The organism is Streptomyces sp. NPDC058864, assembly GCF_042742985.1.
Classification (GTDB): Bacteria; Actinomycetota; Actinomycetes; order Streptomycetales; family Streptomycetaceae; genus Actinacidiphila.
Map to the genome: position 1 here is coordinate 127349 of NZ_JBHYMQ010000004.1, position 17450 is coordinate 144798.

Sequence of the window (17450 nt, forward strand, 5' to 3'; positions counted from 1 at the left end):
ATGTGATGGGCGTACCGGTCGGCGGGGTAGTCAGTCCACCATGACAGAAAGCGCCGCGACCCCGCCGACCGCTGTCGTCCCCTCCGTGCCGAGCGCCACCTACCGGCTCCAGCTCCAGCCCGACTTCCCCTTCGCCGCGGCCGAGGCCGTCGTCCCCCATCTGGCGGCGCTCGGCGTCTCCCATCTGCACCTCTCCCCCGTGCTGCAGTCCGTTCCGGGCTCCACGCACGGCTACGACGTCGTCGACCACACCCGGGTGCGCGAGGAACTCGGCGGCGAGAAGGGGCTGCGCGCGCTGGCCCGTACCGCCCGCGCGCACGGCCTCGGGCTCGTGCTGGACGTGGTGCCCAACCACATGGCCGTGCCGGCGCCCGAGCACCTGGCCCGGCCGCTGTGGGAGGTGCTGCGGGACGGACCGCGGTCCCCGTACGCGCGGTGGTTCGACGTGGACTGGGCGGCGCAGGGCGACCGGCTGCTGCTGCCGGTGCTGGGCGGCCCGCTCGAGGAGGTGCTGCCCGACCTGCGCGTCGAACGCGACCGTGTCGCCGGCGAGCGGGTGCTGCGCTACCACGACCACGCCTTCCCCCTGCGGCCCGGCACAGAGGAGCTGCCGCTGCGCGCGCTGGTCGACGCCCAGTGGTACCGGCTCGCCTGGTGGCGGCAGGCCCGCACGGAGCTGAACTACCGGCGCTTCTTCACCATCTCCGAGCTCATCGCGGTCCGCGTCGAGGACGACGAGGTCTTCGCCGCCACCCACGCCACCCTGCTGCGCCTGCTCGACGAGGGCGTCGCCGACGGCCTGCGCATCGACCACCCGGACGGCCTCGCGGACCCCGCCGGCTACCTGCGGCGCCTCGCGGACGCCTCCGGCGGCCGCTGGACGGTCGTGGAGAAGATCCTCACCGGCGACGAGCGGCTGCCGGCCGGCTGGGCCTGCTCCGGCACGACCGGCTACGACGCCCTGGACCGGCTCGACGGACTGTTCACCGACCCGGCGGGCGTCGAGGAGATCACCCGCTGCTACCGCGGGTTCACCGCCGCGCCCGACGACGCGGGCGGCGAGTGGCAGCCGACCGTACGGGCCGCCGCCGAGCACATCGTCACGCACGACCTGGCCGCCGAGGTGGACCGGCTGACGCGCTCCGCCGTGCGTGCCACCGGGCTGGAGCACACCGCGCTGCGCGAGGCGATCGAGGCGACGCTCGTCCGGCTGCCGCGCTACCGCCCGTACGTCGTCCCCGGCGAGCCCGCGGACGCGGAGGACACCGCCCTGCTGGAGGCCGCGGCCGGCGCCACCGGACTCCCGGCGGCAGGAACGGTCTGCGACCTGGCCCTGGGCCGGCACCGGGGCGGCGGCGAGGCCGCGGCGGACTTCACGGTGCGCTTCGCCCAGGTCTCCTCGGCGCTGCGCGCCAAGTCCGCCGAGGACACCGCCTTCTACCGCCACCACCCCCTGCTCTGCCTCAACGAGGTCGGCCGCGAGCCGGACCGTCCCGCCACCTCTCCCGAGGACTTCCACGCCTTCTGCGAGCGGCTGCGGCGCGACTGGCCGCACACCGGGACCGTGCGCTCCACCCACGACACGAAGCGCGGCGCCGACGTGCGAGCCAGGCTCGCCGCCCTGAGCGAGCTGCCCGGCGAGTGGGCGGAGTGGCTGGGCGCGGCCTCCGCGGACCTGCGGGAGTACCTGGAGCACCGCGGGATCCCGCTCCCGGAGCGGCATGTGGAGTACCAGGCCTGGCAGTACGCGGCGGTCTTCTGCGACCCCGGCGCGGCCGAGCTCGTGGCCGCCACCATGCTCAAGTCGGAGCGCGAGGCGGGCCTGCGCACCTCGTGGACCGACCAGCGGCCGGAGTACGAGCAGAACATGACCGGCTTCGTCCGCGAACTCGTCGGCGGCCCGGCCGCCTTCGCCACCGAGCGCATCGACCGCGCCCTGCGCGGGCCCGAACGCGTCAACGTGCTCGGCGCGCACCTGGCGCACCTCACCATGCCGGGCGTGCCCGACCTCTACCAGGGAGACGAGGAACGGCAGCTGCTGCTCGTCGACCCCGCCAACCGCCGTCCGTACGACCCGGGCACGGCCGAGGGCGAGGCGAGCGAGAAGCGGCGGGTGACGGAGTTCGCGCTGCGCCTGCGCCGGGCGCGCCCGCAGTGGTTCACCGGCCCGCATGCCTCGTACGAGCCGCTGTACGCGCGCGGTCCGGCCGGGGAGCACTGCGTGGCCTTCGTCCGCGGTGGGCGGGCGCTCACGGTCGTCACCCGGCTGTCCCGGCGGCTCGCGGAAGCGGGTGGCTGGCGCGGCACGGAACTCGTACTGCCGGAGGGGGTCTGGACGGAGGTGCTGACGGGCCGTCCGTTCCAGGCCGTGGTGCCGCTGGCGGAGCTGCTGGACCGGCTGCCGGTGGGCCTGCTGGTGCGTGACGTGGACGAATGAGGCCCAGCCCGCCGCGCGCCGCCGGGGCGGCGCGGGGGACGCCGGCAACGGGCACGGGTGTGCCGGCGCACGCCGCCGTGCTGCCGGCGAGCGGCCGCGGCGGCATCGCCGGCGACGGTTTCCGACGCGTCCGCCGCCCCGGGCACGCCACACCCGCCACGGAGAGCATCGCGCCGTCCCCGGACGGCGAACTGCGACGCCCCGCCCGGCGGCGGTACCTGCACCGGCCCGCCTCTGCAGACGTCGTCGACGGCCCCGCCGGACCGGCCCGCCCTTCGGCGTCCGGCACTTTCGCTCACCTGCGCACCGTGCCCCGCGCGGACGCGCTCGGCGGCCGGGTCCCGAGCACGCCCCGGGGTCCGGCACCGCGGTCGGCCCTTTTCTGACGGGTCGTCAGTCACGCCCCGGCGCGCCGCTCACACCCCTGCTCCACCCCTCCGGGCGCACTGTACGGTATGCGGCATGTATACCGATATTCCCTTCATCCCGCGTCTCGCCGGGGTGCACCACGTCACGCTGCCCGTCAGCGATCCGGCCCGGTCGGAGGCGTGGTACGAGCGGGTCCTCGGCCACCACCGGATCGCGGAGTTCACCGAGGGCGGCGCCTTCGCCGGCGTCGCCCTGGCCCACCCCGGCGGGGGACCCGTGCTGTGCCTGCGCCACGACCCCGCCCTCGCGGCCGCCTCCGCGGGCTTCGCGTGGTTCTCCCTCGGCGTCCCCGACCTCCCCGCACTGGAGGCACTGGCCGCGCGGCTGGACGCGCTCGGCGAACCGCACGGCGCCGTCGTCCGCACCGCGCGCGGCTGGCTCCTCCCGCAGTTGCGCGACCCGGACGGCCACGAGCTGCGCTTCGCGACCGCCGACGAGGGACCGCCGCCGTGCCGTGGGCAGGTGCTTCGCCTCGCGGGCGGCCGGGAGGCGGGGCTGCGGTCCCGCACCGCCTGAACGGCGCGGAACGGATTGTCGGACCCCGCTGTTAACGTCCTGCCATGGACGCCTCGGAAGCCCTGCTCACCCGCATCGAGAACGACCCGCTCGCGGCACGGCGGCTCGCCTGGCCCGGTGACTTCGACATCACCCGCCGCGACCCGGTCGAGGACGTGCGCCTGCCCTCGGGCCTGACGATGCGCCCCATAGCCGGGGACGGCGCGGGCGGGACGTTCTTCCTGTGCGGTGAGCCGGGCGAGGCCGAGCGGCCCGTGGTGTACGCCGACTCCGAGGGGCAGGCCGCGCTGATCGGCGCGGACCTGACGGAGGCGGTCGAGCTGATCGTCGTCTGCCCGATGTGGCACGACCTGGCCACGGGATACTCCCCGGCGGAGCTGGAGGCGGATCTCCGCGCCGACCACCCGGACCTGGACCGGCAGCGCGAGGAGCTGGCTGCCGCCCTCGGGCTGACGCTCCCTCCGGTCGAGGAGGTCGTGTCCCGGTTGCGGGCGACCACTGCGCGCACGGTGCCGGACTTCCTGCCGTACGTGGACGACGACGACCACGGCCCGTACGAGCCGCTGTTCGGGCCCTGAGGCCCGTCGCGGCCTCAGGCGGTGGTGAGGCGGAAGCTCATCGCCCCGAAGGTGACCTGGTCGCCGGGGCGGACGGCGGCGGCGCCCATCACGCGGTGGCCGTTGACCCACGTGCCGTTCATCGAGCCGAGGTCGCGCAGGACCCACAGACCGCGCTCGTGGCTCAGCTCGGCGTGGAACCGCGAGGTCGAGGAGTGGCTGAGCCGGAAGGTGCACGACAGGTCCCGGCCGATGCGCACCGGGAAGGGGCCCGGGGCGGGCAGCAGCAGGGGCGGCATCTGCTGGACGGTCCAGGCCTGCCGCATGCGGGCGCGGAGGGCCGAGGTCTTGGCGACGGCGCGGACGACCGAGCCCGTCAGCCGGCCCCAACGACCCTGTGGGGGCGGGAGGTCGGCGATGAGGGCGGCCAATTCGTCGGAGTGCCGGGCCTTGAGCGCGAGTCCCATACGGCGCACGAAGGTGTCGTGGGACAGCCGCCCGTCGACGGCGCCTTCGCGAAGTACCTCGATGGCGCGCTCGCGTTCGGCGTCGGTGGGACGCGGCGGGTGCGTCGGGAACTCGTAGCTCACCTGCGTGATTGTCGGGCCGGGGAGGCCGGGGTGTCCAGAAGGTGCGGCCCGTGCGGCGGCGCCCTTAAATGCGTGGACGCCCCGAGGGCCCGCTGGCTAGGGTGGCGGCACGCCCTTGACCGAGGAAGGAGGCGGAAGCCATGTGCCTGTTCAGCGTTCCGCGCTCCCGCCCCGTGATCCGCAGGGCGTACTCCGTCTGACCGGGAGCGCACCACTCTCCCGTGAGGACTTCACCTTCATGACCGATCTGGTCTTCCGCCCGCTCGCCGCGGGCGAATCCCACCTGTTCCACTCCCTGGCCCTCGAGGACGCCGGCCTGGTCGGCCGTTCGCTGCTCGGCCACACCTACGCCATGACCGACGAGGGCGGCGAGTACCGCCCCGACTGGACCTGGGTGGCCCTGCGCGACGGCACCGTCGTCGCCCGCGCGGCGTGGTGGGCCGGTCCCACCGACGACAAGCCGATCGCGCTGGACTGGTTCGACTTCACCGACGCCGACGCGGCCGTGGGGCTGCTGCGCACGGCACCGCTGAAGGCCGAGTACGAACTGCTGCTGCCGCCCGGCTGGCGGGACCGGCGCGAGGTGCGCGAGGCCGCCCAGACCCGCATCGACGCGGCGATCGTCTCCGGCCTGGAACTGCTCGTCGAGCGCTACCGCTACAGCTGGACCCCCGAGTGCGGGCTGCCGGAGCGCACCGGACGGCTGGAGTACCGGCCCGAGCCGGACGACGCGGTGGTCCTGGACGTGCTCAAGCGCATCGGGGTCGGCAGCCTCGACGCCCACACCCGCCGCACGGTGCGGCAGCACGGCCCGGACGCGGCCGCCCGCGAGGAACTGGAGTTCCTCAACTGGCTCCAGTCACCCCGCGAGTGGTGGCGTCTGGCGTACACCCCCGAGGGCGAGCTCGCCGGCATCCACGTGCCGGGGCGCAATCCCGGCGGATTCTGCGTGGGCTTCATCGGCGTGCTGCCCGCGCAGCGCGGCCACGGCTACGCCTACGACCTGCTGGTCGAGTGCACGCACGACCTGGTCGGTCACGGCGCGGAGAAGATCGCCGCCGCCACCGACCAGACCAACGCGCCCATGGCGGCGCACTTCGCCAAGGCGGGTTATCCGGTCTCCCAGGAGCGCGTCAACCTGGTGTGACCCCCGGACGGCGGGCAGCATGGTGCCCATGCGCTTCGACGTGTGGGCACCGGACGCCGGTGAGGTGGAGGTACGGGTCGACGGCCGGGCTCACGACATGGAGCGCGACCCCGAACGGCGTGGCTGGTGGTGGGCGGACGTGCCCGCCGCCCACGGTTCGCGCTACGCCTTCGCGCTGGACGAGGGCCCGCCGCGGCCCGACCCCCGCTCCCGCCGCCAGCCGGACGGGCCGGAGGGCCCGAGCGCGGTCGTCGACCACGACCGGTTCGCCTGGGCCCACGAGTGGGCGGGTCGCCCGCTGCCGGGCGCTGTCCTGTACGAGCTGCACGTCGGCACCTTCACCACCGCCGGCACCTTCGACGCGGCGATCGAACACCTGCCGTACCTGGCCGGGTTGGGGATCACCCACATCGAGCTGATGCCGCTCTGCCCGTTCCCCGGCACGCACGGCTGGGGGTACGAGGGGGTGTCGCTGTGGGCGGTGCACGAGCCCTACGGCGGCCCCGACGGACTGAAGCGCTTCGTGGACGCCGCGCACGGCCACGGGCTCGGGGTGGTGCTGGACGTCGTCCACAACCACCTCGGGCCCTCGGGCAATCATCTGCCCGCCTTCGGCCCGTACTTCACCGACCGCCACCACACCCCGTGGGGCGACGCGGTGAACCTCGACGCCCCCGGCTCCGACGAGGTGCGCGCCTTCCTGGTCGGCAGCGCCCTGGCATGGCTGCGCGACTACCGTCTCGACGGGCTGCGGCTCGACGCCGTCCACGCCCTCGTCGACACCCGCGCGGTGCACCTGCTGGAGGAACTGTCCACCGCGGTCGACGCGCTGGCGGCCGCGGTGGGCCGTCCGCTCTTCCTGGTCGCCGAGTCCGACCGCAACGACCCGCGCACCACCGACCCGCGCGAGGCGGGGGGCCTGGGCGTGCACGCCCAGTGGAACGACGACTTCCACCACGCCCTGCACACCGCCGTGACCGGTGAGTCCCAGGCGTACTACGCGGACTTCGCCGTCTCCCCGGTGACCGCCGTGGCCAAGGCGCTGCGCCGGGTCTTCTTCCACGACGGCACCCACTCGAGCTTCCGCGGCCGCGCCCACGGCCGCCCGGTCGACCTGACGACCACCCCGGGCCACCGCTTCCTCGCCTACACCCAGACCCACGACCAGATCGGCAACCGCGCCACCGGCGACCGGCTCGGCGCGAGCGTCCCCGCGGGGCTGCTCGCCGCGGCCGCCGCGCTCGTGCTCACCTCTCCGTACACGCCGATGCTGTTCATGGGCGAGGAGTGGGGTGCCCGTACGCCCTGGCAGTTCTTCACCGACCACGACGACCCCGAGCTCGCCGCCGCCATCACCCGCGGCCGCCGCCGCGAGTTCGCCGAGCACGGCTGGAAGGCCGAGGACATCCCCGACCCCCAGGACCCGGCGACCCGGCTGCGCTCCTGCCTGGACTGGTCGGAAGCCGACCGGGAGCCGCACGCGGAGCTGCTCGCCTGGTACCGACGGGTGATCGCGCTGCGCCACGCCGAGCCCGAGCTGACCGACCCGGCCCTGGACGCCGTCCACGTCACCGTCGGCGGGCACACCCTGCGGCTGGACCGCGGGCGCTTCCGGATCGCCGTCAACTTCTCCCCCGAGGAGGCGCTGGTCCCCCTCCACCACCCCGGCCGCGCCGACCCTCCGGGCTACGTCCTGGTCGCCTCCTGGCGCCCCTGCCCGCCGCCCACCGGCACCGGCTGCCTCCACCTGCCCGGCCACTCGGTCGCCGTGCTCCGTGAGCGCTGATTACCCTGACCGGGTGACGACCGACGACGAACCCCGCGCGATCTGCGTCCACTGCGGCGACCCGACCGAGTACCCCGACTCGCAACCGGGTGCGACCCTGTGCCCGGTCTGCGCCTGGCACGAGGCCCAGCGCACGGCCTGCAGCGGCTGAGCCGCGCGGCCCGGCGGCCGGTCACTCCTCCAGCAGCAGCTTGCGGGCCGCCTCGACGTCGAAGGACGCGGGCGGGCACACCGGGTCGATCAGGTCGAGGTGCTCCATCAGCAGCCGCCCGACGGCCCAGTTCCGGTACCACTTGCGGTCCGCGGGGACGACGTACCAGGGCGCGGCCTCCGTGGAGCAGCGGCCGAGCACGTCCTCGTACGCCTCCTGGTAGGAGGCCCACCTCGCCCGGTCCTCCAGGTCGGCGGGACCGAACTTCCAGTGCTTGCATGGGTTGTCCAGCCGGGCCAGCAGGCGGGTGCGCTGCTCGTCCCGGCTGATGTGCAGGAAGACCTTGACGACGCTGACGCCGTCGTCGGCGAGCGAGGCCTCGAAGGAGTTGATGGTCTCGCAGCGCTCCTCCCACACCGAGCGCGGCGCACGCCCGCGGACCCGGGGCACGAGGACGTCCTCGTAGTGGGAGCGGTCGAAGACGCCTATCCGCCCGGGGCCGGGCAGGGCGCGTTCGATGCGCCGGAGGAAGTGGTGGGCCTTCTCCTCCGCCGTGGGCGCCTTGAAGGCGGTGATGCGGCAGCCCGCGGGGTCGAGCAGACTCGCCAGGTGCCGCACCGAGCCGCCCTTGCCCGAGGTGTCCATGCCCTGGAGGACGACGAGGACGGAACGCGGGTCGCCGGCCGTGCTCTGCGCGAAGAGCCGCTCCTGCAGCGCCGTGATCCGGTCCCTCGCGTACGGCACGCCCTCCAGCGCCTCGGTCTTGCCCGCCGGACCGCCCGGTGTGGCGCGCGGGTCGTGCGACCGCAGGCGTACGGGGCCGCCGCCCGACGGGACGCGCAGCTTCGCGCGCAGCCCTGCGGTACTGCCGGATCCGGACTTCGGGCTGTTCCTCGCCACCGCGCCTCCCTCCGTGACGACGGCCCGCGCGGGCGCCTGGGTGGTTGGTCCGATGGTGCGACGGATCAGCCGTGGCCGCCAGCGCGGCCCCAGGGGCCCGTGACGGCGAAGGTGGTCCCGGGGTTGTAGCAGTTCACGTACATGGTCCGGCCGTCCGGCGCGAAGGTGACGCCGGCGAACTCGCCCCATTCGGGGGCGTCGGCGGTGCCGATGTTCTGGCGGCCGCGCGCCATCGCGTACACCTCGCCGCGCCGGGAGACGCCGTAGACGTGCTGGGCGCCCTCGCCGTCCTCGCAGACCATCAGGCCGCCCTGCGGGGCGAGCGCGATGTTGTCCGGGGACTCGCCCGGCAGCTGGACGTCGGTCGCGGGCCCAAAGACCACGACAAGGGTCAGCCGCCGCCTGGCCGGGTCGTAGCGCCAGACCTGGCCGAAGTGGGTGGCCGCCGAGCCCTCGGCGGCGCGTGCGAAGCTGGAGACGAAGTAGACGCTGGTGCCGCCCCAGTAGCAGCCCTCCAGTTTCTGGGCGTGCGTGATCCCGCGGGGACCGAAGTCCTGCTGCCGCAGCGGGGTCTCCTTCGCCAGGGGATCCGGCACGCGCACCCATTCGATCCCGTCGAAGCAGGCACCGGTCTCCTGCACCGCCGACAGGTCGGGGACACCCGGCACGCGCATGGCCTCCAGGGTGCCGCCGGCCCGCAGGGAGCCGCGCCCGCCGAGAGGCTTGCGCGGGTGGAAGCGGTAGAACATGCCGAAGGGCGCCTGGAAGGCGTCCTCCGTCTCGTACACCGTGCCGTCGCGGGGGTCGACGGCGATGGCCTCGTGCTGGAAGCGGCCCATGGCCGTCAGCGGCTCGGCACCCGTGCTCCGGGGGTCGTGGGGGTCCACCTCGAAGATGAAGCCGTGGTCCTTGGCATAGCCGCCGGTACCGGCCTTGTCCTCGTTCTCCTCGCAGGTCAGCCAGGTATGCCACGGGGTCGGTCCACCCGCGCAGTTCACTGCGGTACCGGCGATGGCCACCCGTTCCGAGGTGACCGCGCCGCGCCGGTCGAGCGCGAGGACGGTGCAGCCGCCCTTGGCCCCGGGGTCGTAGACCAGCCCGTCGACCAGGGGGACGGGGGCGGTGGCGGTGGCGCGGTTCTCGTGGTTGCGGACGAGGCGCACCCCGTCGCCGCCCCGGGTGGGGAACGCGGCCATGCCGTCGAAGTTCCCCGGCACCGGTCCCTCTCCGGAGCTCAGTGCGTCGCCCTGGCGGGACAGCACGCGGTAGCGGAATCCCCGGGGGAGGTCGAGGAGGCCGTCGGGATCGGGCACGAGCGGGCCGTACCCGCCGGCTCCCGCGGCGAACGCCGTACCGGCGAACACCTCCGAGACGCTTCCGGCGAAGGCGATCCCGGCGCCCAACGCGCCGGTCCCCGCGATGATCTGACGTCTGGTCACGGACATGGGTCACTCTCCCTGCTGGCGGACAGGCGATTGACCCGAGTGTGTCTAGCACGGCTCCGCACGCGGGGGAACACGGCGTCTCGCCCCCGGCCGCCCGGTCAGGGTGCTCCGCGGTACCCGGGGGGCGCGGCCGGGGCCGCGCGGCTCAGGAGGCGTCGGGGGCGGCGAGGCGCCCGGCGTCGCGGGCGAGGGCGGTGAGGCGGGAGATGGCCCGGAAGTACTTCTTGCGGTAGCCGCCGGCGAGCATCTCCTCGCCGAAGATCCGGTCGAAGGGCTCGCCGGAGGCCATGACGGGGACCTCGCGGTCGTAGAGCCGGTCCGCGAGGACGACCAGGCGCAGCGCCGTGGCCTGGTCCTCGACCGGGCGGACGCCGCGCAGGAAGACCGCCTCGACGCCGTCGCACAGCGCGCCGTAGCGGCTGGGGTGGACCCGGGCGAGGTGGGCGAGGAGGGCGCCGAAGTCGTCCAGCGAGGCGCCGGGGGTGCGGTCCGCGGCCGCGGTGACCTCCTCGTCGGCGTACGGCGACGGGGCTTCGGGGAGGCCGCGGTGGCGGTAGTCCTCGCCGTCGATGCGCAGCGACCGGAAACGGGCGGACAGGCCCTGGATCTCGCGCATGAAGTCGGCGGCCGCGAACCGGCCCTCGCCGAGCCTGCCGGGCAGGGTGTTGGAGGTCGCGGCCAGCCTGACCCCGGCGTCGGCCAGTTTGCCGAGCAGCGTCGAGACGAGCACGGTGTCGCCGGGGTCGTCGAGTTCGAACTCGTCGATGCAGACCAGCCGGTGCCCGCTGAGCGCCTGCACGGCCTGGCGGAAGCCGAGGGCGCCGACGAGGTTGGTCAGCTCCACGAAGGTGCCGAAGGCCTTCTGCTCGCGCGGCGCGGGCGTGGCGTGCCACAGCGAGGCGAGCAGATGGGTCTTGCCGACGCCGTAGCCGCCGTCGAGGTAGACCCCGCCGGGCCCGGCCGGGACGGCCGGTGCGGCCTGACGCCGGAACCAGCGCTTGCGTCCGGCGTCGTCGGGCGTGCCGAGCCCCTCCGCGAAGACCCGCAGCGTGGCGACGGCCTCGGACTGGCTCGGCTGCTTCGGGTCCGGGATGTAGTTGTCGAACCGTACGGTGTCGAAGCGCGGCGGCGGCACCATCTCCGCCACCAGCCGGTCCACGGGGACCTGCGGCTCGCGTCCGCTCAGCGGCACGGGCGGCGTCCCGCCGGATATCGGGCTGGATTCTTGCGCGGCGGCGAAGGACGAGGACACAGCACTCCAGCCTAGTGCCTCACCGGAGGTCCCTTCGCCGCCGTGTGGGCGACCCCACCCCGTGGGGGGCGTGGAAGACTGCAGCCATGCGCCGCCTCTTCCCCGCCCCCGCACCCGCCGAGACCCTGGACAGCCCGGAGGCGCTGGCCGACACGTACGCGTACCCGGAGCCGGCCGGCGGTGCGCCCTGGCTGCGGGCGAACATGGTGTCGTCGCTGGACGGCGCGGCCCGGCACGACGGCCGCTCCCAGCCGCTGTCCTCGGACGGCGACATGCGGGTCTTCGGGGTGCTGCGGGCGCTGGCCGACGTCGTGGTGGTCGGTGCGGAGACGGTACGGCAGGAGGGCTACCGCCCGGCCCGTGCACGGGAGACCTTCGCCGGCCGCCGGGCCGCGGCGGGGCAGGGCCCGGCCGCCGCGATCGCGGTGGTGAGCGCCCGGCTGGACCTGGACTTCTCACTGCCCCTGTTCACCGAGCCGCTGGTGCCGACGCTCCTGCTGACCGGCGAGGACGCCCCGGCCGACCGGGTCGCGGCGGCCGGGAAGGCGGGGGCGCGGGTCGTCCGGGCCGGCTCGGGCACGGGCGTGGAGCCGGCCCGTGTGGTGCGCGAGCTCGCCGCGCTCGGGCTGCGCCGGATGCTGACCGAGGGCGGCCCGCGGCTGCTCGCCCAGTTCGCCGCCGCCGGGGTGGTCGACGAGCTGTGCCTGACGATCGCGCCGCTGCTGACCGCCGGGGACGCCATGCGCATCATGAACGGCCCCCGCATCCCCGACCCCGCCCGTTACAGCCCGCTGTCGATCCTGGAGGAGGACGGCTTCCTGTTCACCCGCTACGTACGCGGCTGACCGCCCCGGCACGACCGGGACCGGCCGCCGCCGCCCCGCGCCGCCCGCTCACCCGGATGGCGCCGATCGCCCGCCCGGCGCACGTCCGCGTGCCACGGCGCGGGAACAGATGACCCCGCGTGCCCCGCGCCCCGACGGGGCAGGATGGTTTCCGTGGCAGGCCCGACGGCCCGCGAGAGAGAAGGACGCGTCCGTGTTCACGACCGTACTCATGATCGAGCAGCCGCTCGTCCCCGCCGACGTGGAACTGGTGACCACGCTCCACGGTGACGAGCCCGTCTCCTTCGTCGTCCTCATGCAGCCCCGCGGCGACCAGGACCGGCTGCTGCGGGCGATCGACGACGTCGCCCTCGGTGAGCTGGACAAGGCCGTCCACGAGCGCGACCGCCCGGAGGGCGACCAGGCGCTCATGCCGGCCGAGCGCGCGCTGAACCACAGCCTGACCGCGCTGCGCGAGGCGGGCTGCGAGGCGGTGGGCGAGGTGGTCGAGCGGCATCCGATCGAGCTGATGAGGTCGGTCGTCGAGCAGACCCGTGCCGACGAGGTGATCGTGCTGACCGCCCCGCACCTGGTGGAGGAGTTCTTCCACCGCGACTGGACCTCCCGGGCCCGGCACAAGGTCGGCGTACCGGTGCTGAAGCTGTTCGCGCACAACGCGGAGGACTGAGCGCACCGAGCGGACGCCGTGTCCCCGACTGGTGGAAGAATCGGGAGCGGCCGACAACCGACCCCGTGAGTTCCAGGGAGCACCGCGCATGAGCCCCACCCTTCCCCCCGGCATGGACCGACCGCACTTCATCGGGATCGGCGGGGCCGGGATGTCGGGCATCGCGAAGATCCTGACCCAGCGCGGAGCGGCCGTCGCGGGCAGCGACGCGAAGGACTCGGACACGGCGGAGGCGCTGCGCGAGCTGGGCGCGACCGTCCACATCGGTCACTCCGCGGCCCACCTCGCTCCGGAGGCGAGCTGCGTGGTCGTCTCCAGCGCCATCCGTGACGACAACCCGGAGCTGGCCGCGGCCCGCGGGCGCGGCATCCCGGTGGTGCACCGCTCGGACGCGCTGGCGGCGCTGATGGGCGGCTCGCGCCCGATCGCGGTGGCCGGCACGCACGGCAAGACCACCACCACCTCCATGCTCGCGGTGAGCCTGTCCGCGCTGGGCCTGGACCCGTCGTACGCCATCGGCGGCGACCTGGACGCGCCCGGCTCCAACGCCCACCACGGCACCGGCGACATCTTCGTGGCGGAGGCGGACGAGAGCGACCGCAGCTTCCAGAAGTACGACCCCGAGGTGGCGATCGTGCTGAACGTGGAGCTCGACCACCACGCGAACTACGCGTCGATGGAGGAGGTCCACGAGTCGTTCGAGGTCTTCGTCGGCAAGATCGTCCCGGGCGGCACCCTGATCGTCGGCGAGCACTCCGGGGCGCGGGAGCTGGCCGTCCGGGTGGCGGGCCGCGAGGGGCTGGACGTCGTGCGCGTCGGCGAGGACGAGGAGGCCGACGTACGGATCCTGCGGGTCGCCCCGCACGGGATGTCCAGCGAGGTCACCGTCCGCCTCGGCGGCGAGGAGCACACCTTCACCGTCTCCGTGCCCGGCCGGCACTACGCCCACAACGCGGTCGCCGCCCTCGCCGCGGGCGTCGCGCTGGGCGTCCCGGCGGACGGCCTGGCCAAGGCCCTCGGCACCTACACCGGCGTGAAGCGCCGGCTGCAGCTGAAGGGCACCGCCGCGGGTGTCCAGGTCATCGACTCCTACGCGCACCACCCCACCGAGATGACCGCCGACCTGCAGGCCCTGCGCGAGGCGGCGGGCGACCGGCGCATCGTCGTGGTCTTCCAGCCGCACCTGTTCAGCCGCACCCAGGAGCTGGGCCTGGAGATGGGCCGGGCCCTCGCGCTGGCCGACGCCTCCGTGGTGCTGGACATCTACCCGGCCCGCGAGGACCCGATCCCCGGCATCACCAGCGACCTGATCGTCGACGCGGCCACCGCCGCGGGCGCCGACGTCGCCGCGGAGCACGACAAGGACGCGATCCCCGAGGTCATCGCCGGAATGGCCAAGCCCGGTGACCTTGTTCTCACCATGGGCGCGGGCGACGTGACCGATCTCGGTCCGCGCATCCTCGCGCGCCTCGAGAACTGAGGAGAGGGAGGACCATGGCGTACGAAGTCGACAAGTCCGAGGAGCAGTGGCGTCAGGAGCTGACGCCGCAGGAGTACGCGGTCCTGCGCCGGGCGGGCACGGAGGCTCCCTTCGTGGGTGAGTACACCGACACCAAGACCCGCGGCGTCTACTCGTGCCGCGCCTGCGGCGCCGAACTGTTCGCCTCGGACACCAAGTTCGAGTCGCACTGCGGCTGGCCGTCCTTCTACGACCCGAAGGACAGCAAGGCCGTCGAGCTGATCGAGGACCGCTCGATGGGCATGGTCCGCACGGAGGTCCGCTGCTCCCGCTGCGGATCGCACCTGGGCCACGTCTTCGAGGGCGAGGGCTACGACACCCCGACGGACCAGCGCTACTGCATCAACTCGATCTCGCTGCGACTGGCCCCCGCGGGGGACTGATCACGAAATCCGACGGCTAGGCCCCCCGCGTGGGGCTCGCGCGCCACGCGGGGCGCGTCCGTCGACTCCCCGCCCACCGGGTGGCAACGTGGCCGGGCATGGAACACCACGTACGGGCCAGATTGCTGCTGGCCAGCGCCACCATGCTCTTCGTCGAACTGGCGCTGATCCGGTGGGCGGGCGCGAACGTCGTCCATCTGAGCTACTTCTCCAACTTCATCCTGCTGGGCTCGTTCCTGGGGATCGGGCTGGGCTTCCTGATCCCCGCGGAGCGCGGTCAGTGGCTCAAGCGGTGGGCACCGCTGCCGCTGGCCGTGCTCGTCGTGCTGGTGCGGGAGTTCCCGGTCCAGGTGCGGCAGAGCAGCGGCGACATCATCTACTTCACGGCGGTGAAGACCACCGGACTGCCGCAGTGGGTGACACTGCCGGTGCTCTTCCTGCTGGTGGCGGTCGCCATGACGGCGATCGGCAAGATCACCGCCGATCTGTTCCGGCAGCTGCCGTCGCTGGAGGCGTACCGCTGGGACCTGCTGGGCTCGCTGACCGGCTCGGTGGCGTTCGCGGGGCTGTCGTGGCTGCGCGCGCCCTCCCTGGTGTGGGGGCTGATCGCCGCCGCGGCGCTGCTGGTCCTCGGCGGCCGGCGGAACGTCCTGCGGTACGCGCTGCCGCTGACGGCGATGGTCCTGACGCTGCTCGTCGAGTCGCTGGCGCCGGGGGTGTCCTGGTCGCCGTACTACAAGATCGAGCTGACCCGCCCCGAGCCGGGCACGAGCACGCGGACGTACAAGATCGCGGCGAACGGCGTGCCGCACCAGAGCATCGCGCCGCTGAAGGTGCTGCAGCAGCCCAACTCGCCGTACGAGCAGGCCTACCGGGAGACCCCGGACAATCCGCACCGCAAGGTGCTGGTGATCGGGGCGGGCAACGGCAACGACGTCGCCGTCGCGCTGGCCAACGGGGCGCAGTACGTGGACGCCGTCGAGATCGACCCTCGGCTGCAGGAGATCGGCGCGAAGCTGCACCCCGCGCGGCCGTACGAGAACCCGCGGGTGCACGTCCACATCAACGACGGGCGGGCCTTCCTGGAGCGGACGAAGACCAAGTACGACCTGGTCGTTCTCGCCCTGCCGGACTCGCTGACGCTGGTGTCGGGGGCGAGCAACCTGCGGCTGGAGAGCTACCTCTTCACCAAGCAGGCCTTCGAGTCGGCGCGGGACCACCTCGCACCCGGCGGCGCCTTCGCCATGTACAACTACTACCGGCAGCAATGGCTGATCGACCGTTTCGCCGGGAGCCTGGACCAGGTCTTCGGGCACGCGCCGTGCATGACCGAGTACAGCAAGCGCGCCGCGGTCCTGGTGGCCGGGCTGACGCCGGCGGACCAGACCTGCGGGAAGGTCTGGCGGGCGAGCGGGGCGGTGCCCCCGCCCGCGGACGACGACCACCCCTTCCCGTACCTGCTGAACCGCACCGTGCCCAGCCTCTACCTCGGCGCGCTCGGTCTGATCCTGCTGGTCACCGTGATCTCGGTGCGGCTGGCCGGGGTGCGGCTGCGCGGCACGCTGCGCTACACCGACATGTTCCTGATGGGCGCGGCCTTCATGCTGCTGGAGACGAAGAACGTCATCGGCTTCGCGCTGTACTTCGGCACCACCTGGCTGGTGAACGCGCTGGTCTTCATCGGGGTGCTGCTGGCGGTGCTGGCCGCCGTCGAGGTGCGGCGCCGCATGCGCCGGCTCAACCAGACGGCACTGCAGATCCTGCTCTTCGTCACCCTCGCGATCGGCTGGCTCGTCCCGGCGCAGGCCGTGCTGTCACTGCCCTTCGCGGCACGGCTGGCGGCGGCCGTCGCACTCGCCTTCGCGCCGATCTTCTGCGCCAACCTGATCTTCTCCGACCGCCTCGCCCAGGCACCGGACCCCACCTCCGCCTTCGGCGCCAACCTCCTGGGCGCCCTGACCGGGGGCACCCTGGAGTACCTGGCGCTGCTCACCGGCTACCGGGCGCTGCTGATCCTGGTGGCCGTGCTGTACGCCGGGGCCTGCATCGCGATGCGGCTGTCCGGCGGAAGCGGCCCAGGGAACGGCGCCGACGACGCCGGGAGGGGCGGGAAGGGCGGACAGGACCTGGCGGCGCAGGGAAACCGGCTGGTGCGCGAGGGCCCCGCGGCGGCACCATGACGGGATGCTGAGCGTCCTGCTGCCCTTCCTCGGTGCCTGCACCCTCGTCGCCGCGGCCCCCGGGCCGAGCACCGTACTGATCATCAGGCACTCCCTGCGCAGCCGCCGTGCCGGCTTCGCGACCGTCCTCGGCAACGAGACCGGTGTGTTCGTCTGGGGCCTGTGCGCCGCGTTCGGACTCACCGCGCTCCTCGCGGCCTCACAGCTCGCCTACGACGTCGTACGGATCGTCGGCGCCGCCGTCCTGGTCTGGTTCGGCGTCCAGGCGCTGCGTGCCGCCCGCCGCGGCCCGGACCCCGAGCGGGCCGCGGCGGGTGAGGACGTGACGGTGACCCCGTGGGCGGCCTACCGCGCCGGGCTCGGGATGAACCTGGCCAATCCCAAGGCGGCGGTCTTCGCGATGTCGTTCCTGCCGCAGTTCGTGCCCTCCGGCGCACCGCAGCTGCCCGTGATGGTGGGGCTCGCGGCGCTGTGGGCGGTGTACGAGGTCGGCTACTACGGGGCGTACGTCTGGTTCGTCGACCGCCTGAGGTCGGTGTTCAGCCGCGCCGCGGTGCGCCGCCGTCTGGAGGCGGTGTCCGGCGGCGTGCTCGTGGCGCTCGGCGTCCGGATGGCGCTGGAGGGGTGAAGAACGCCCCGCGCCGGC

The 17450-nt window shown here is 73.9% G+C and carries 16 protein-coding genes; 12 read left to right on the plus strand and 4 right to left on the minus strand.

Annotated features, from left to right (window positions below; translation table 11 throughout):
• The first annotated feature begins 40 nt into the window (after positions 1–40).
• The 3 genes from treY (at position 41) to ACFW3D_RS05060 (ending at position 3960) form a co-directional block, all read left to right on the plus strand.
• A complete protein-coding gene (gene treY, locus ACFW3D_RS05050) occupies positions 41–2437 on the plus strand; it encodes a malto-oligosyltrehalose synthase (RefSeq protein ID WP_500501388.1) in 2397 nt (798 codons plus the stop codon).
• Positions 2438–2899: 462 nt separating this feature from the next.
• The gene (locus ACFW3D_RS05055) at positions 2900–3382 is read left to right on the plus strand and encodes a VOC family protein (RefSeq protein ID WP_500501390.1); all 483 of its coding nucleotides are present in this window, start codon (positions 2900–2902) and stop codon (positions 3380–3382) included.
• 44 nt (positions 3383–3426) lie between these two features.
• Positions 3427–3960 carry a hypothetical protein gene (locus tag ACFW3D_RS05060; protein ID WP_500501392.1) on the plus strand — a complete coding sequence of 178 codons (534 nt, stop codon included), beginning with the start codon at positions 3427–3429 and terminating at the stop codon, positions 3958–3960.
• Between the two features lie 14 nt (positions 3961–3974).
• On the opposite strand, the gene ACFW3D_RS05065 is transcribed toward ACFW3D_RS05060, so the two are convergent.
• Entirely contained in the window at positions 3975–4529 is a 555-nt protein-coding gene (locus ACFW3D_RS05065; RefSeq protein WP_500501395.1) for an FHA domain-containing protein, read from the minus strand.
• Between the two features lie 238 nt (positions 4530–4767).
• Here ACFW3D_RS05065 and ACFW3D_RS05070 point away from each other — a divergent pair, with 238 nt between their 5' ends.
• From ACFW3D_RS05070 to ACFW3D_RS05080, 3 genes are read left to right on the plus strand one after another with little or no spacing between them, the layout of a single operon-like run.
• A complete protein-coding gene (locus ACFW3D_RS05070; protein WP_500501397.1) occupies positions 4768–5676 on the plus strand; it encodes a GNAT family N-acetyltransferase in 909 nt (302 codons plus the stop codon).
• Between the two features lie 28 nt (positions 5677–5704).
• On the plus strand, positions 5705–7462 hold the full coding sequence (treZ, locus tag ACFW3D_RS05075; RefSeq protein ID WP_500501399.1) for a malto-oligosyltrehalose trehalohydrolase: 1758 nt from the start codon (positions 5705–5707) through the stop codon (positions 7460–7462).
• Between the two features lie 13 nt (positions 7463–7475).
• Positions 7476–7613, plus strand: coding sequence for a hypothetical protein (locus tag ACFW3D_RS05080; RefSeq protein ID WP_431967014.1), 138 nt, complete (start codon positions 7476–7478; stop codon positions 7611–7613).
• Between the two features lie 21 nt (positions 7614–7634).
• Here ACFW3D_RS05080 and ACFW3D_RS05085 read toward each other — a convergent pair whose 3' ends face one another.
• The 3 genes from ACFW3D_RS05085 to zapE all read right to left on the minus strand — a co-directional run bounded on the left by ACFW3D_RS05085 (position 7635) and on the right by zapE (position 11210).
• A complete protein-coding gene (locus ACFW3D_RS05085) occupies positions 7635–8513 on the minus strand; it encodes a PPK2 family polyphosphate kinase (protein WP_500501401.1) in 879 nt (292 codons plus the stop codon).
• A 65-nt stretch (positions 8514–8578) separates the two neighbouring features.
• Positions 8579–9958 carry an alkaline phosphatase PhoX gene (locus ACFW3D_RS05090; RefSeq protein ID WP_500501403.1) on the minus strand — a complete coding sequence of 460 codons (1380 nt, stop codon included), beginning with the start codon at positions 9956–9958 and terminating at the stop codon, positions 8579–8581.
• Positions 9959–10103: 145 nt separating this feature from the next.
• A complete protein-coding gene (zapE, locus tag ACFW3D_RS05095; protein WP_500501406.1) occupies positions 10104–11210 on the minus strand; it encodes a cell division protein ZapE in 1107 nt (368 codons plus the stop codon).
• Positions 11211–11296: 86 nt separating this feature from the next.
• On the opposite strand from zapE, the gene ACFW3D_RS05100 reads away from it, so the two are divergent.
• The 6 genes from ACFW3D_RS05100 to ACFW3D_RS05125 all read left to right on the plus strand — a co-directional run bounded on the left by ACFW3D_RS05100 (position 11297) and on the right by ACFW3D_RS05125 (position 17432).
• A complete protein-coding gene (locus ACFW3D_RS05100) occupies positions 11297–12055 on the plus strand; it encodes a pyrimidine reductase family protein (protein WP_500501408.1) in 759 nt (252 codons plus the stop codon).
• A gap of 193 nt (positions 12056–12248) precedes the next feature.
• On the plus strand, positions 12249–12722 hold the full coding sequence (locus ACFW3D_RS05105; protein ID WP_500501410.1) for an indole-3-glycerol phosphate synthase: 474 nt from the start codon (positions 12249–12251) through the stop codon (positions 12720–12722).
• Between the two features lie 88 nt (positions 12723–12810).
• On the plus strand, positions 12811–14202 hold the full coding sequence (murC, locus tag ACFW3D_RS05110) for a UDP-N-acetylmuramate--L-alanine ligase (RefSeq protein ID WP_500501412.1): 1392 nt from the start codon (positions 12811–12813) through the stop codon (positions 14200–14202).
• A gap of 14 nt (positions 14203–14216) precedes the next feature.
• Positions 14217–14624 carry a peptide-methionine (R)-S-oxide reductase MsrB gene (gene msrB, locus ACFW3D_RS05115; RefSeq protein ID WP_500501415.1) on the plus strand — a complete coding sequence of 136 codons (408 nt, stop codon included), beginning with the start codon at positions 14217–14219 and terminating at the stop codon, positions 14622–14624.
• A 98-nt stretch (positions 14625–14722) separates the two neighbouring features.
• Positions 14723–16804 (plus strand): spermine/spermidine synthase domain-containing protein, encoded by a 2082-nt coding sequence (locus ACFW3D_RS05120; protein WP_500501417.1) that lies wholly within the window; start codon positions 14723–14725, stop codon positions 16802–16804.
• Between the two features lie 4 nt (positions 16805–16808).
• Positions 16809–17432: a LysE family translocator gene (locus ACFW3D_RS05125; RefSeq protein WP_500501419.1), complete on the plus strand. Its 624-nt coding sequence runs from the start codon at positions 16809–16811 to the stop codon at positions 17430–17432.
• The last annotated feature ends 18 nt before the right edge of the window (positions 17433–17450 follow it).

Excerpts from the sequence above, each read along its gene's own strand:
- ACFW3D_RS05060 (WP_500501392.1), top strand. The coding sequence starts at position 3,427 with ATGGACGCCTCGGAAGCCCTGCTCACCCGCATCGAGAACGACCCGCTC.
- msrB (WP_500501415.1), top strand. The coding sequence starts at position 14,217 with ATGGCGTACGAAGTCGACAAGTCCGAGGAGCAGTGGCGTCAGGAGCTG.
- ACFW3D_RS05070 (WP_500501397.1), top strand. The coding sequence starts at position 4,768 with ATGACCGATCTGGTCTTCCGCCCGCTCGCCGCGGGCGAATCCCACCTG.
- treZ (WP_500501399.1), top strand. The coding sequence starts at position 5,705 with ATGCGCTTCGACGTGTGGGCACCGGACGCCGGTGAGGTGGAGGTACGG.
- treY (WP_500501388.1), top strand. The coding sequence starts at position 41 with ATGACAGAAAGCGCCGCGACCCCGCCGACCGCTGTCGTCCCCTCCGTG.
- ACFW3D_RS05055 (WP_500501390.1), top strand. The coding sequence starts at position 2,900 with ATGTATACCGATATTCCCTTCATCCCGCGTCTCGCCGGGGTGCACCAC.
- ACFW3D_RS05120 (WP_500501417.1), top strand. The coding sequence starts at position 14,723 with ATGGAACACCACGTACGGGCCAGATTGCTGCTGGCCAGCGCCACCATG.
- ACFW3D_RS05100 (WP_500501408.1), top strand. The coding sequence starts at position 11,297 with ATGCGCCGCCTCTTCCCCGCCCCCGCACCCGCCGAGACCCTGGACAGC.
- ACFW3D_RS05125 (WP_500501419.1), top strand. The coding sequence starts at position 16,809 with ATGCTGAGCGTCCTGCTGCCCTTCCTCGGTGCCTGCACCCTCGTCGCC.
- ACFW3D_RS05090 (WP_500501403.1), bottom strand. The coding sequence starts at position 9,958 with ATGTCCGTGACCAGACGTCAGATCATCGCGGGGACCGGCGCGTTGGGC.
- murC (WP_500501412.1), top strand. The coding sequence starts at position 12,811 with ATGAGCCCCACCCTTCCCCCCGGCATGGACCGACCGCACTTCATCGGG.